Consider the following 13,462-nt stretch of genomic DNA (forward strand, 5'->3'; position numbering starts at 1 on the left):
CAAAAAACCCCATTAATAAAATAGGATTCAAGTAATTTAGCTAAATTTCAAACTATGCGAATTAGGTTATTTTGGCTGGCCATTTTTTTAAGCATTACTGTGGCTGCCTTCCTTTTCTATAAAAACACACAAGCGCCCATCACTTATGGTTTAGCGCCTGCTTTTGATGGAAACGACTACACGCATATTTACCACTATTTTGTGGGTTTAGAAGATAGTTATCAAGTTCCTTTTCCATTTAACGGACGAGTTTTAGTGCCTTGGCTGGCCGCTCAAATCGACTCTGGAAATATGATTCAAGATTTCCAATGGGTGAATTTATTTTTCACTTTGGCTTCTATCATCGCACTATTTGCGCTTTGGCGCCAAATGGGTTTCGAACTAAAATGGTTTATCGCAGGCTTTTTCTGGCTGCTCTTTCATTGGACGGGCATCATCCGCTTGAATACCTTCGATCCTGTTACGGTTGATCTTCCGCTCTACCTTTTTCAGACTTTGCTTTTACTCATTATTTTGAAAAGAAAATTCGTTTGGCTACTGATTCTAGCTCCTTTTGCAACGGCTCAAAAAGAATCGTTCTTGGCCTTAGTCATCATACTCACGGCTCACGGTATTTGGCACAACCGAAAAACGGAAGAAGGCTACTATCCCATTCCAATACTAATTTCGGCTGTTGCGCTTTCACTCATTACTAAATTCTCAATCGCGCATTATTTCCCTCCCATTGAAGAAGGAAAAGGTGCCATCATCACCTTGCTCTACCACGCCAAAGAAGTCTTCCTCCACCCTTTTGAAATTGTGCGCTGGTTGGTGGCCATGTTAGTGGCTTTTGGGCCTGCTTTGTTTTTGGCTGGAAGAAAGTATGTATTGACCAATCGTTACGACAATACCCGAAATGTGCTTCTGATTTTTACGCTTACCTATTTAGCTTTCGGTATTTTAGCGGGTGGCGATATGACCCGCATTATCTATCTCGGTTTTCCTTTTATTGCCACATGGATGATGTATGAGCTGCGTGAAATAAAGACCAAGTCATTGTTGATTCTTGGACTTTTATCCCTTCCGCTAATGATGCTTCACCAGCACCTTCCTGACCCCGCTTTTGAAATGGAATTATGGGAAAGTTGGTATCCTGAGTTTGCCAATACGAGTATTGTGTTGATGTATTTGTGTTATGGGGTTATTGCCACATTCATTGGCTATCGTGTTAATCAGGCCGCCCCTACGGAGCTCAAAAACTAATATTGAAACCAATCATTCTACAAGTAGGGCGTCCCGATGGGACTCTTGACAATGTAGCTAAACGCAAGACGACTTTCAAACTCACAATTAGAATGAAATTCAACCCAATAAACCCCAGAGGGGTGCCCTGTTTGTAGATAATAGGAAAAAGATATACATAAGCCCCAGAGGGGCGACCCGGTGTTTAATCCATATTTCTGACCCAATCAGGCCGCTCCTACGGAGCTCTAAAACTAATATTGAATCCATCATTCTACAAGCAGGGCGTCCCGATGGGACTTTTACTTGCTTTGGTCATATTCGAAATTAAAATCAAACGCGAAAGAACCTCATCACATCTTCTGCATAATTTCTGACTGGTAATAATAGCAGCCTTTATCGTGTTGCAAGGCCACTTTCATCATGGCGTCCGCTACCTTATCTGCATGGATGGGGCGGTACTTTTTCCATGGACCAACAAAAGGAATAATACGTGTGATCAGCTGCGCAAACTTTTCTGCAGGTCGGCTTTCGCTGCGATTACCGCGGAGTAGGCTTGGTTTAAAAATGTAGATGGTTCGGTAAGCGAGAAATGAGAGTTTGTCTTCTAACTCACCTTTCACACGGTTGTAAAAATACCGTGAATTTTTATCTGAGCTCATGGCTGACACCAAGAAATACCTTTCGGCACCAGACTTTAATGCCCTTTCTGCCAAATGGTAAGGGTAGGTGAAATCCACCTTATAAAAAGCTTCCTTCGATCCAGCTTTCTTTATGGTCGTTCCCAAGCAGCAGAAAATATCATCTGCTTTTGGGAAATCTTCCATGGTTTCTAGCTGATCGAAATCAATGTTGAGTTCGGCATATTTCTCATGCGAAATCCCCAACGGTTTTCTAACCAGCGCTATGACCTTAGCGTACTGATTGCTGTTCAATAAATTCTGAGTGAGTGACCGGCCAATCAGTCCGCTTGCACCGGCAACGATTGCTGTTTTTTGTTCCATAACTCTAATTTAGCCAAAAATTCATTCTGTAGAGTTATGCCTTTATCTTGAGCGTACCATAAATGTAAATACACTGCAAATTCATCCGAAGTACGCTCTTGCGTCTTCTTATTTTCTAAAAATTCATTCTGAATTAAAGTTGGTCTTGGCCCCCAGTCGCCTAATACGGTTAAATCCTCAGGATTCACCGCAATAACTTTCGGGATTGAACGACCCCCATCGGTAAGAAATTGGTCAATCACTTCTGGGTGCTCATCACGCAAAATCATCTTCATTTCTAAAAGCGGATTCAGCTGCGTCATTTTGTAGATGAAGGGCAAATTTTGAGCAGCATCGCCACACCAGCCTTCTGTTATTACTAATAATGTGAGGGGAGATTTAATGTTGAGCAGGCGCTCTTGAGTTTCGGGACTCAGCTTTCCAATTTTCGTCCATTTTTTCATGCGCTTGTCGTTCATTCGCGCATAATTAAGCATGGCCTCCGACTGGTTTTCTCCAGTCGTTTTTTCGTCCATTAATAAGCCACTGAGCAAGCTTAAATATTGCTCATAGCTCAAGGCATTTTCAAGTAATTGGTTGGTAATAACAGCTTCCATAAGTCATGATTTTTGGATGACAATATGGAAACCAAAGGCTATTCAGAATCGTTCGCGTCTTCCCATTTTTTAAAGCGGGAAACGTCATCTCTAAAGCTTTTCCCTAGCCAAACCAGCACGGTGGCATCATCGATAAGTCCGGCTACTGGAATAAAATCGGGGATTGCATCGATTGGGGTAATGAAGTAAATTAAGCCAGCCACAAACATAACAATGGTTTGCCATGGGGTTTCGGTATAAACACCCTTTACATAGCTCGAAATCATGCGCATAATCAAGGACAGAAATTCAACGATTTTATCTTTCAACGAATCATCACTACCACTGGCTTCCATCTTTTTCTGGGTGTCTGCCAATAGCTCCTTCAGCTTTACGCGGTCATTAACAATCTTGCCTGCTTTGGCCTTCATTTTGCCAAAAAACCGCTCTTCTCTTTCGTTTAAATCCTTCTCCTTACTCATACACGATCAAAAAACTTGTCTAATTTCACTTTTCACAAAAGAGAGCGTATCGCCAACAGGATCACTCTCTAATTTCATCATTTTATCAAAGATTGCCTGCGATAAATCAATGGCATTGTTCTCGGCCTTCATTTCTTGGGAAGCATCTTGAATAATAGCAATGATAATGTTCACCGTATCTCGTACTTGCTTCCACGCCTCATCACTCATGTAAACCTGTTGCGAGAGGTTATGGTTTAGTTCTTCCCCAATTTCATTCAACAATAAATGCTGGAACTCAAAAGCATTGATGCCGGGGTTGCTGAAGCGAAGCAGCATATTATTGGGTGAAATGCGTTCTAACAACAAACAAGTGCGTTCGTAGGCTTGAAGTCGAATGGGCAAAACCGTATCTGTAGTCTTCATCTTAAGTTGAATCAGCTGAGCGTCAAATTGCTTTTGCAGAAAACTTCTGACGATTAAGTACACAGCATAAAGCACCAGACCCGCTGGAACTAAGATTTGAATTAAATCGGTAAGGTATTCCATATTCATTTTTAAAGCGACATTCTGTTAGGCTCTCGGAAATTGTGAGTGAAAATAATGAGATTATTGTCCAAAGCCATTGATGTAACTAGAAATTCATTTTTTCATTGTTTGAAATGAAGAGCAATCTTGTCAAAGGAAAAACCAAAAATCTGTAACCGGCTTTTTTTTATAGTCCGCTAATCGCTTTCTGATCTGCTCTTTCCCCTTTGGCGATGCCACAACGACCATAATCTGCGGGTTTTCGAGTTCTTGTATAAAACTTACATGTCGCATTAGCACATCATACACTTCTAAACCTATTTTCTTCTGATTATTACACACCCAATAAAATGGCTGATTTCTTTCCTGAAGAAGTTTCGCCATATTTTTCCCATTAGTGCCCGCACCCCAAAGTACCAATGGCCTAGATTCGTCACGGTCGAGCTCGAAAAAATAACGCAGTTTTAAATCGAAGTAGCGGTTGTCTTTATACACCTCCAAAGTTCTTGAAATCCGATCAGGCCGATCGCGCCAATGATTCATCACTTTGTTTAAGCCAATCACTTTTAATCCATGCTTGTAAAACCGAAAGCACAAGTCATAATCTTCTGGATACACCTCTGGATTGAAAGCCCCGACCGCATCAAAATCGTCCTTGTGCATTAGCCAACACTGAGAAGGAATAGTGCATTCTTTGTAAATCTCCTGGTAATGATTGTCATCGGTAGCAATTTCGTTTAGCCAGCGGTCGTAACGTAAAAAACCTTCACCCACATCTCCTTCAACCACAAAATGAGCCGTGCCTCCAGCTACCACGGTTCCCTTTCCAAACTTCTGCCATTCCTCCACCAGTACTTGCAGTTTATCTGGCGGCATAATATCATCAGAGTCCATCCGATTGATCAATTCACCTTGTGCAAAAGCATAGCCATGCTTTAATGTGGGAATCAGGAAATTGCGTTCGGTATGATAGAGCTTGATGCGTTCATCTTTTTGAGCATAAGCCTCTAAAATATTAGGCGTTTCGTCAGAAGAATGATCATTTACCGCAATCAATTCCCAGTTCGTGTATGACTGAGCGATAATGGAATCTATGCATTCGTGTAAGTAGGGCGCAGTATCTTTGGCGGCCATAATAATGGACACCAATGGCGAAGTGCCAGGGCTATTTGAGTGATTAGAATGCATGTTTATTTTCAGCGGGTTTTGTGAATGCCGAATTCAGGAAAATTGAAATTACCGAAATAAAGGTGCAAAAGCACTTATATTGATATATTCCGAACCCGACAGAGCGAAAAGAATATCGTACCAAAAAGTTATTCAACAACTTAAATGGAAGGAAGGGAACATTCTCAAATCTGACTAAGTTTACATTTCAAACAACGATAGATTATGTCGCAAGTGTTAGAGCCCGTAAGCATTACCCCAAAAGCCTTGGAAGAGGTAAAAAGCATTATGTCAACCAAGAGCATTCCTGAAGGGTATGGTTTGAGGATTGGCGTCAAAGGTGGTTCTGGTTGTGGTGGCATGGGCTACTTACTGGGCTTCGATAAACCCAAAGAGGGCGACATCACTTATAAAGTAGACGGAGTCAATGTGCATGTTGAAAAGCGTCAAACCATGTATTTACTAGGCTTAGAGGTTGATTTTTATGAAGGAGCCGATGCCAGAGGTTTTACTTTCGTTAATCCAGATAAGGAAGAGTAATAACTCCCACGAAAACAGTCGTCCCAATTCCTTAAATCATTAGGCAATAGCTGCGCATCAAACGCAAAAGCAAGCAAGGATTTCTCTAGTTACAAAGGCATATAATTTACAGTAGAAAAATCTTTCGTGTATGGCGAATGAAATTATATTTGCCATAAATAATCACCATGGCTCAATTCGATATTGTAATCGCTACCTGCGATAAGTATGTAGCTCCTAAAAACATTACCCCTTACATACAGAATGTGCTTACCGAAGATCAACTCGTGCTTTCTGCTTTCGAAAAGAAAGGGCTTAAAGTAGTACGTAAGTCTTGGTCCGATCCAGATTTTGATTGGAGCAGCACGGATAAAGTATTGATCAGAACTACATGGGATTACTTTGATCACTTTGAAGAATGGCAGCAGTGGCTTGATTTGGTTTCAGAGAAAAGCACCCTGATCAACCCCGTAGACTTGGTGCGCTGGAATATGGATAAGCATTATTTGGGCGATCTGCAAAAGCGTGGTATTAACATTCCTGAAACATACTATATTGAAAAAGGTACAATCCCTTCTTTGAAAGAACTACAGGTCTTAACAGGTTGGGAAGAAACCATTTTAAAACCATGTGTGTCAGGCGCATCGCGCCATACTTACAAACTGAATGCGGACAATATTGAGACGCATGAGGCCATTTTTCAAAAGTTAATTCAGAACGAAGCCTTTATGCTTCAGCCTTTTCAGAAGAATATTGTTAAGGGCGAAATATCCTTAATGGTCATGGGTGGTCAGTTTACCCATGCGGTGTTGAAAGTCGCCAAGCCGGGCGATTTCCGTGTACAGGATGACTTTGGTGGTAGCGTCCACGACTATCAGCCCACGCAAGCGGAAATGGATTTCGCTGAAAAGGCAGTGTCGGTTTGTAGCCCAAGCCCATCTTTGGCTCGAGTAGATATTATCCGCGATAACAATGATGAACTGGCCATTATCGAATTAGAAATGATTGAACCGGAGCTTTGGTTTAGGCTAAACCCAAAGGCTGCTGAGATCTTAGCCAATTGTATTTAGATTTTTTCACCATTCAAATGACCTAACGAGTATTTGGCTAAATTTTCTGACCAATTATTTATTAAAAAACATACCTTTCATACTATCAAACGATTTGCTATGAAAAGACCATTCCTCTTTGCGTTGCTGCTTCTGACTTCATTTTTTAGTCTCAAAGCCCAAGTAATAAACATTGAAATCAAGACCGAGTTAGGTTCCATTTTGGCCGAGCTTTACCCCGATAAAGCTCCTATCACCGTAGCAAACTTTATCAAATACATAGAGGCCAATAAGTTTGATAGCGCCAGTTTTTACCGCACAGTAAGAATGGACAATCAGCCGAACAATGATGTGAAGATTGAAGTGATTCAAGGTGGAATATCATACAATCGTTCGGTGACTTCTTTTCCTGCCATTGCGCACGAAACCACCGAGAAAACAGGAATTCTACACAAAGACGGTGTTTTATCCATGGCACGTGTTGGGCCAGGCACAGCTACTGCCGAATTTTTCATCTGTATTGGAGACCAACCTTCACTGGATTTCGGAGGAAAAAGAAATCCTGATGGACAAGGTTTCGCCACCTTCGGTAAGGTGACCAAGGGGATGGATATCGTGAAAAAAATTCAACAACGAGAAGACAAAAATCAATACTTGGTAGAGAAGGTTAAGGTTCAGTCGATTGAAATAATTAAGGAGTAAAATTGACTTACATCCCTAAATTAAAGTAGAACTACCAATGGAAGAACTTTTATTTCTGCATTACAACTTAAGTGACGTAAACCTTCAAAAAATGGAGGGGTATATCAGCACCAACTATAGAGTGGATGCAAAGCAAGGTACTTTCGTACTCAAGGTTTACCCAATAGGAGCCAAAGAGGATATTCTGGCAGAAACTGCCATGATCCAACACCTCAGTCATTTAGATGCCTCTTCCGTATCCAAACCAATTTCTAATTTAAATGGGGAACTCATTACACTTGCGGAGGTAGGTTCTGAGTCAAAACTACTTAGGTTACTCACTTTTGTGGAAGGTGATTTTTTAGCCGAGGTAACTCAAAGCCCTGCTCTACTCCATTCATTAGGCCAGTTTATGGCGGAGATCGATAAATCATTACTTGACTATAGAATCGCAGGTATTGAGGCTAGAAAGTTAGACTGGGACCTTCAACATATCAACCAATGCAGGGCTTTGCGAACCGACATTTCAAACCCAGCCGAAAGGAAATTAGTGGATTACTTTTTTCTTCAATGGGATCAGCAAGTCTATCCGAAGTTGGCCAATTTGAGAAAATCCGTCATTCATAACGATGCCAATGACTGGAACATTTTGGTCAATGGAGATAAGGTTTCAGGTATAATCGATTTTGGAGATTCCGCATTCACGCCCCTGATCAATGAGTTGGCCATTGCCATTACTTATTCAGTATTTGGAAAGGATGACCCCATCGCTTCTGCGCTCCCTATTATAGAGGGATATACTGCTACTTTGGAACTTCTGGAAGAGGAAATCGACCTCCTTTATTACCTCATTGCCGGACGTTTGATTATGAGCGTATGTAAATCGGCTCATGAAAAGAAGTTAAAGCCCGACAGTGAGTACATCACTATCAGTGAAAAACCTGCCTGGGATTTACTCAAAAAATGGGCTGCCATTAATCCAGTCAAGGCGAAAAATGAATTCCGAAAAGCGGCTGGTCTTCCCTTGCAAGAGATCCCGAAAATTGATGAGGTATTAGAACGAAGACATTCTTCACTCAGCCCAATCCTGTCCGTTTCCTATACAACGCCAATTTATATGGAATCAGCAGCTTTTCAATTCATGTTCGACCGATATGGAAACAGCTACTTAGACGCTTATAATAACATTCCGCATGTTGGTCATCAACATCCACGTGTGGTAGAAAGCGGCCAAAAACAAATGGCAAAATTGAATACGAATACGCGGTATCTATATGACCCTTTGCAGGAATATGCCGAAAAACTCCTTTCTAAATTCCCATCTACGTTAAACAAAGTCTATTTCGTTAATTCAGGTTCTGCTGCCAGTGACTTGGCCGTTCGCTTAGCGCAAACCTATTCGCAAAAGCAAGGCATGGTGGTAATGGAACACGGCTACCATGGCAATACCCGAATGGGTATTGACATTAGCCCTTACAAGTACCAAAGCAAAGGTGGGAAAGGCAAAGCAGGCCACATTATAGAAGCGGCCATTCCCGACACTTACCGAGGGGTTTACCGGAACAATAATGGTGAAGCTGGCGTGGCCTATGCCAACGATCTACTTCAGAAAGTTAGAAATCATGAAAGCGGTGTGGCAGGTTTTATTGCAGAACCAATCATCGGCTGTGGTGGTCAGGTACCTTTGGCTAAGGGTTATTTACAGGCAGTTTATCCTGCCATTCGTGCCCAAGGTGGCGTTTGTATTAGCGATGAAGTTCAAACTGGCTTTGGCAGAATGGGTAGTCATTTTTGGGGTTACGAGATACAAGGTGTAGTGCCTGACATTGTAATATTAGGGAAGCCAATGGGTAACGGGCATCCTATGGGTGCGGTAGTGACTACCGAGGCTATTGCAGAGGCCTTCAACAATGGCATGGAGTTCTTCAGCTCCTTCGGTGGCAACCCTGTTTCATGCGCCATTGGTTCGGCTGTACTGGATGTGATTGAAGAAGAACAGCTTCAGCAGAATGCCTTGATGGTTGGTGACTATTTCATGGATCAACTTAGGCAACTTCAACATGAGTTTGTTACCATTGGTGACGTTCGTGGTTCAGGACTTTTTATTGGTGTGGAATTTATCAAGGATGATCAGCTTACCCCGAACACTGAGCTCGCACAGCAAATCAAAAATGAGCTTCGGAACCGGCATATTTTAGTCAGCACAGACGGCCCATACGACAGCGTTATCAAATCAAAACCACCCTTGTGTTTTACAAAATCGAACGTAGATCAGGTGGTGGATGAAATGAGGCTAGTGCTTTTAAACGGTTCTAACTAATCGGATTTATCTCTTAAACCACTTTACTAAAAGGTGAAGCATTTTCTAAAAAAAAGGGAAAAGAGATTAACCAAAAATGTAGATTAGGTTCCAATTCTCCGTTTTAAATACCTTAAAAACTAATACCTGTGAGTGATCCAACAGTAAAAGTAATCCAAAGCCCATGGTTTAGAGGAGTACCCGACTCTGAAGCTCAAGAATTTCTAAAATTAACAAAGCCAATTAAAGTGAAGAAAGGCGCTCGTTTTATTGAGGCCGGAGAAACACCAAAGATCTTCGGCTTTGTTACTCAGGGCCTATTCCGCTTTCTATATACCGACCAAGAAGGGAAAGAGTATACCAAGGTTTTTATGCCTGAGAACAGCTTTGTAAGTGCCTATTCCGCCATGGTATTGAACCAAGCTTCACACTTTTCTATTGAGGCGCTTGAGAATTCAGAAGTGTTAGCCATCAGTTATGTTGATTGGCTCAAGTTGAAAGAAAGTAATCCCTGTTGGAATGAACTGTTGATTAAAGTATTGGAAAAAGCATTCATTATGAAGGAAGCCCGTGAAAGGGAGCTATTATTTTTGGACGCTGAAAGTCGATATCAAATTTTCCTAGAGCGTTTCCCAAATCTTGAGCACAGACTGAAGCAGCATATGATCGCATCCTATTTAGGAATAGCGCCTGAATCCTTAAGCCGAGTTAGAAAAAAAGAACAGCCTTAACCTAGGTCAATGTTTTGAAGGTTTACAGCGCCTAGTTTTGTCAAAAAAAGATGAGACTTAAAAACAACACCGTATTGATTACTGGAGGAAGTTCAGGCGTTGGGCTGGAGCTTGCCCAAAGGTTAATCCAACTCAACAATAAAGTATTGATTTGTGGTAGCTCACTTCAAAAACTAGAAAGGGCAAAAGCTCAAATGCCCTCTATCGACTATTTAGCTTGCGACTTATCTCAAGAAGAAGGCCCTTCGCAACTCTTTGATTGGGTCAAAGAGAAACACGCTGCTTGCAATATATTGGTGAACAACGCAGCCATTACCCATACCCTTGATTTTCATGCAACAGCAAACATTCTCGAGGTGGCGAAAAAGGAAATCCAGGTGAATCTAATGGCCCCAATTGCACTCACTAAACTCTTCACTCCATTAATAGAACAAAACCCAAACCCCGCAGTGATTAACATCACTTCAGGTTTGGTCTATTCACCCCGCGCAGCCTATCCATTTTACAGTGCGACAAAAGCTGCTTTACATTCCTTTACTCAAGTGCTCCGAATTCAATCTTCGAAACGAAGCCTTGAAGTAATCGAAATACTATTGCCAGTAGTAAATACACCATGGCATAAAGGCAATCCTCCTAAAATTGCCATTCCAGTAGAAAAAGCGGTAGAAGGAATGCTTGAAGGGTTAAGAAAAGGTCAAACTGAAATTAAGGTGGCCGGAGTGAAAATTCTTTATGCACTATCTAGAGTAGCACCGAGTTTTGCACTAAAGAAAATCAACAACCTTAGTTGATGTTACTTCCTTAAAAAGTCTTGAACGACAGCAAAAAACTGCTTTTGGTTTTCCACAAAAGGAAAGTGACCAGATTTTTGGATGATGGATAGTTGGCCATTCGAAAAACTATCTGCCATTTTTTGAGCATGAAGATTTGCGGCTGGTTCTTCGCTGCCATAAATAACCAGGGTCGGACAAATAATTTTCTTCAAATCGGGATAAAGATTGAAATCCGTCAAATCCGTCCCTAGCGAGCTAAAGACTTGACTTCGCTGCATATAATCTTGTGGGACATAGAGTTTGATGTTACTCAAATTGCTAGTGTCATACATTTGTGGACGGAACGATATACGCAAGAGTTTTTCAATTGCTTTTGTAGGATTCGCACTTTGCAATACGCCCGACTCCATGATTACTTGTCGATCTTTGCTGTCTTTATTCGTTACCTTTTCTGAAACGCGTCCGTCCTCCAATTGCCAGTCAATCACACTAGGAGCCATAGCGTTAGAGAGTATGAGGTTATTTAAGTTCTCCGGATACTTGACCCCGTATTTCATGGCCAGTAACCCGCCCCAAGAATGACCAAACAAATTAATTTTATCTAGCTGCAAAGCTTGCCGGATTTGCTCGATATCCTCTACAAAACCGACTAAGTTCATGGTAGCAGCTTCAACCTCTACGGAAGACTGACCGCATGCCCTTTGGTCGTAAAATATAAGTTGGTAGTCTTTGGCCAGTTCTTCTAAATGAGGGAGTAAATAAGAGTGATCCAGCACAGGACCACCATGCACAATCACTAGTGGTTCACCCTGCCCCATGGTTTTATAGAATACTTGAGAACCATTAATTTCTAGAAAGCCCGAGGAAGTGAGAATTTTCTCTTTACTGAACTGACAGCCAAGCAATACAGAGGAAGTGACGAGTAAAAATAGAGTTCTCATAAATTCTAATGTTGATTAAAAAACTTCCCTTTTCAAGATCCTTCCTTCCTCAGTATGAAAAGCAGTATGCGAAAAATAGCTCAATCATTCATACTGACCGTGATAAAGTCAATTCAGAAGACGTCCTTTATCCACCTACCCTTTTGACATTGTAGCCTTCAGATTGAAGTAACTGGAGTATTTTATCTCTAAAATCTCCTTGAATTAAAATCTCACCCTCTTTGGCCGAGCCGCCTACACCACATTTCTGCTTGAGCAGTTTACCCAGTTCTTTCAAATCGTCATCCGTTCCAACAAAGCCTTCCACAAGCGTTACTTGCTTACCTCCACGGCTTTTTTTGTCTAACATCACCTTTAACTTTTGAGCACTAGGTGCTAGCGTTTCTTGGGTGGAGTCATTATCATATTCGTATTGAAAATCATCACTGGTAGAATAAACTACACCCGAACGCCCCTTATCTCGATTACTTTTCTTGGCCATTTTCAAAAATAAGAAAGCCAGAGCAATTTCGGGCTTTCTGTATTGAAATTCTGGTTTTGAATCCGTGGATCCCTATTTCTTCCTAGAGAGCGTCCATACTGGGATTTGGGAATGATTCACCAAATCCTCGGCAATACTTCCACTCAATAAATGCAACAAACCAGTTCGTCCGTGTGTGCCAATGGCAATCATATCTGCATTTACGTCTTCCGCATAGGCCAAAATCCCTTCTTCTTCAGAAGTCTCATTATAAATTGCAGTATGCACATTGGCCAATTGGTGGTCGTTGATATACCTCACAAACTCATCCTGCATTTGACGTTGCGTATGAAAATCGTTAGTCGTATTAATTTTAACCAAGTGCAATTTTGCCCCAGTTAAAGCTTGTAGCTTTTTAAGCTCCTCAATCAACCTTGACTGTACTTCACGTAAGTTAGTCGCCAATACTATGTTTTGAATCTCATGCAGTTTAACCTCTGACTTGATGGTGATCACTGGGCACTTGGCATGACGCACTACTTTTTCGGTATTCGACCCAATTAAAACTTCATCAATACCACTTGCGCCTTTAGAGCCCATCACAACCAAATCAGCTTTATGATCGGCAATTGCTTTTGAAATACTCTGGTATGGATTCCCAATCTCCACAGATCCGGCAATATCAATCCCTGAATATGCCTTACTCCCTATTAGGTTGGCCATGTTTTCTTTGGTCTTCTCAAGCAGCTGTTTTAGAAAAAAATAATCCTCTGACTCATTTGCAAAACCTTCCCCCATTGTATTGAAAGTGTGGCTTTGAGGCCCCTCAATAATATTAATGGCTTGAATTTGAAGCTTACCTTTTCTGGCCAGCTGAGCAGCAAAATTTAAAGCATGTTTAGATTGTTCAGAAAAATCTATAGGTACGAGAATGGTTTTCATGGCTTTATGTTTTTATTGATTACTAATTAACAACCATGAATTACCGAAAATGGTTAGATAATTTTGATGATGTACGTCATGTTTTGAACTGATCTTATCTCTAAACCGTAG

Annotated in this window: 15 protein-coding genes; 7 read left to right on the forward strand and 8 right to left on the reverse strand. The window is 41.3% G+C overall.

Translation table 11 applies throughout. From position 1 onward, the window contains the following. Window positions 1-54 precede the first annotated feature (54 nt). Entirely contained in the window at window positions 55-1,242 is a 1,188-nt protein-coding gene (locus tag VOI17_RS13505) for a hypothetical protein (RefSeq protein WP_323757750.1), read from the forward strand. Window positions 1,243-1,574: 332 nt separating this feature from the next. Here VOI17_RS13505 and VOI17_RS13510 read toward each other — a convergent pair whose 3' ends face one another. From VOI17_RS13510 to VOI17_RS13530, 5 genes are all read right to left on the reverse strand, one after another. Further along, window positions 1,575-2,225 carry an NAD-dependent epimerase/dehydratase family protein gene (locus VOI17_RS13510; RefSeq protein ID WP_323757751.1) on the reverse strand — a complete coding sequence of 217 codons (651 nt, stop codon included), beginning with the start codon at window positions 2,223-2,225 and terminating at the stop codon, window positions 1,575-1,577. Next, window positions 2,183-2,821 (reverse strand): thioredoxin family protein, encoded by a 639-nt coding sequence (locus VOI17_RS13515; RefSeq protein ID WP_323757752.1) that lies wholly within the window; start codon window positions 2,819-2,821, stop codon window positions 2,183-2,185. The genes VOI17_RS13510 and VOI17_RS13515 overlap by 43 nt, the downstream gene beginning before the upstream one ends. Before the next feature lie 38 nt (window positions 2,822-2,859). Next, window positions 2,860-3,282 carry a YkvA family protein gene (locus VOI17_RS13520; protein WP_323757753.1) on the reverse strand — a complete coding sequence of 141 codons (423 nt, stop codon included), beginning with the start codon at window positions 3,280-3,282 and terminating at the stop codon, window positions 2,860-2,862. A gap of 6 nt (window positions 3,283-3,288) precedes the next feature. Beyond that, on the reverse strand, window positions 3,289-3,810 hold the full coding sequence (locus tag VOI17_RS13525) for a hypothetical protein (RefSeq protein WP_323757754.1): 522 nt from the start codon (window positions 3,808-3,810) through the stop codon (window positions 3,289-3,291). A gap of 129 nt (window positions 3,811-3,939) precedes the next feature. Continuing rightward, complete coding sequence (locus VOI17_RS13530) at window positions 3,940-4,977, reverse strand: glycosyltransferase family 2 protein (RefSeq protein WP_323757755.1); 1,038 nt, start codon at window positions 4,975-4,977, stop codon at window positions 3,940-3,942. Window positions 4,978-5,190: 213 nt separating this feature from the next. Here VOI17_RS13530 and VOI17_RS13535 point away from each other — a divergent pair, with 213 nt between their 5' ends. From VOI17_RS13535 to VOI17_RS13560, 6 genes are all read left to right on the forward strand, one after another. Continuing rightward, window positions 5,191-5,496, forward strand: coding sequence for a HesB/IscA family protein (locus tag VOI17_RS13535; protein ID WP_323757864.1), 306 nt, complete (start codon window positions 5,191-5,193; stop codon window positions 5,494-5,496). A 167-nt stretch (window positions 5,497-5,663) separates the two neighbouring features. Then, window positions 5,664-6,545, forward strand: coding sequence for a hypothetical protein (locus VOI17_RS13540; protein ID WP_323757756.1), 882 nt, complete (start codon window positions 5,664-5,666; stop codon window positions 6,543-6,545). Window positions 6,546-6,644: 99 nt separating this feature from the next. Further along, window positions 6,645-7,226, forward strand: coding sequence for a peptidylprolyl isomerase (locus VOI17_RS13545; RefSeq protein ID WP_323757757.1), 582 nt, complete (start codon window positions 6,645-6,647; stop codon window positions 7,224-7,226). Between the two features lie 37 nt (window positions 7,227-7,263). Then, complete coding sequence (locus VOI17_RS13550) at window positions 7,264-9,525, forward strand: aminotransferase class III-fold pyridoxal phosphate-dependent enzyme (protein ID WP_323757758.1); 2,262 nt, start codon at window positions 7,264-7,266, stop codon at window positions 9,523-9,525. A gap of 128 nt (window positions 9,526-9,653) precedes the next feature. Further along, the gene (locus tag VOI17_RS13555) at window positions 9,654-10,235 is read left to right on the forward strand and encodes a Crp/Fnr family transcriptional regulator (RefSeq protein WP_323757759.1); all 582 of its coding nucleotides are present in this window, start codon (window positions 9,654-9,656) and stop codon (window positions 10,233-10,235) included. A 50-nt stretch (window positions 10,236-10,285) separates the two neighbouring features. After that, window positions 10,286-11,026, forward strand: a complete 741-nt coding sequence (locus VOI17_RS13560; RefSeq protein ID WP_323757760.1) for an SDR family oxidoreductase — start codon at window positions 10,286-10,288, stop codon at window positions 11,024-11,026. 2 nt (window positions 11,027-11,028) lie between these two features. Here the strand turns inward: VOI17_RS13560 and VOI17_RS13565 are convergent, their stop codons facing one another. The 3 genes from VOI17_RS13565 to VOI17_RS13575 form a co-directional block, all read right to left on the reverse strand. Continuing rightward, a complete protein-coding gene (locus VOI17_RS13565; protein ID WP_323757761.1) occupies window positions 11,029-11,949 on the reverse strand; it encodes an alpha/beta fold hydrolase in 921 nt (306 codons plus the stop codon). Between the two features lie 127 nt (window positions 11,950-12,076). Continuing rightward, complete coding sequence (locus VOI17_RS13570) at window positions 12,077-12,430, reverse strand: translation initiation factor (protein ID WP_323757762.1); 354 nt, start codon at window positions 12,428-12,430, stop codon at window positions 12,077-12,079. Between the two features lie 72 nt (window positions 12,431-12,502). Then, on the reverse strand, window positions 12,503-13,351 hold the full coding sequence (locus VOI17_RS13575; RefSeq protein ID WP_323757763.1) for a universal stress protein: 849 nt from the start codon (window positions 13,349-13,351) through the stop codon (window positions 12,503-12,505). Window positions 13,352-13,462: the final 111 nt, after the last annotated feature.

This window comes from Roseivirga sp. (genome assembly GCF_034669765.1).
Classification (GTDB): Bacteria; Bacteroidota; Bacteroidia; order Cytophagales; family Cyclobacteriaceae; genus Roseivirga.

Coding starts and splice junctions, on each gene's coding strand:
- VOI17_RS13540 (WP_323757756.1), top strand. CDS start 5,664: ATGGCTCAATTCGATATTGTAATCGCTACCTGCGATAAGTATGTAGCT.
- VOI17_RS13565 (WP_323757761.1), bottom strand. CDS start 11,949: ATGAGAACTCTATTTTTACTCGTCACTTCCTCTGTATTGCTTGGCTGT.
- VOI17_RS13545 (WP_323757757.1), top strand. CDS start 6,645: ATGAAAAGACCATTCCTCTTTGCGTTGCTGCTTCTGACTTCATTTTTT.
- VOI17_RS13515 (WP_323757752.1), bottom strand. CDS start 2,821: ATGGAAGCTGTTATTACCAACCAATTACTTGAAAATGCCTTGAGCTAT.
- VOI17_RS13510 (WP_323757751.1), bottom strand. CDS start 2,225: ATGGAACAAAAAACAGCAATCGTTGCCGGTGCAAGCGGACTGATTGGC.
- VOI17_RS13560 (WP_323757760.1), top strand. CDS start 10,286: ATGAGACTTAAAAACAACACCGTATTGATTACTGGAGGAAGTTCAGGC.
- VOI17_RS13575 (WP_323757763.1), bottom strand. CDS start 13,351: ATGAAAACCATTCTCGTACCTATAGATTTTTCTGAACAATCTAAACAT.
- VOI17_RS13570 (WP_323757762.1), bottom strand. CDS start 12,430: ATGGCCAAGAAAAGTAATCGAGATAAGGGGCGTTCGGGTGTAGTTTAT.
- VOI17_RS13520 (WP_323757753.1), bottom strand. CDS start 3,282: ATGAGTAAGGAGAAGGATTTAAACGAAAGAGAAGAGCGGTTTTTTGGC.
- VOI17_RS13550 (WP_323757758.1), top strand. CDS start 7,264: ATGGAAGAACTTTTATTTCTGCATTACAACTTAAGTGACGTAAACCTT.
- VOI17_RS13530 (WP_323757755.1), bottom strand. CDS start 4,977: ATGCATTCTAATCACTCAAATAGCCCTGGCACTTCGCCATTGGTGTCC.
- VOI17_RS13525 (WP_323757754.1), bottom strand. CDS start 3,810: ATGGAATACCTTACCGATTTAATTCAAATCTTAGTTCCAGCGGGTCTG.
- VOI17_RS13505 (WP_323757750.1), top strand. CDS start 55: ATGCGAATTAGGTTATTTTGGCTGGCCATTTTTTTAAGCATTACTGTG.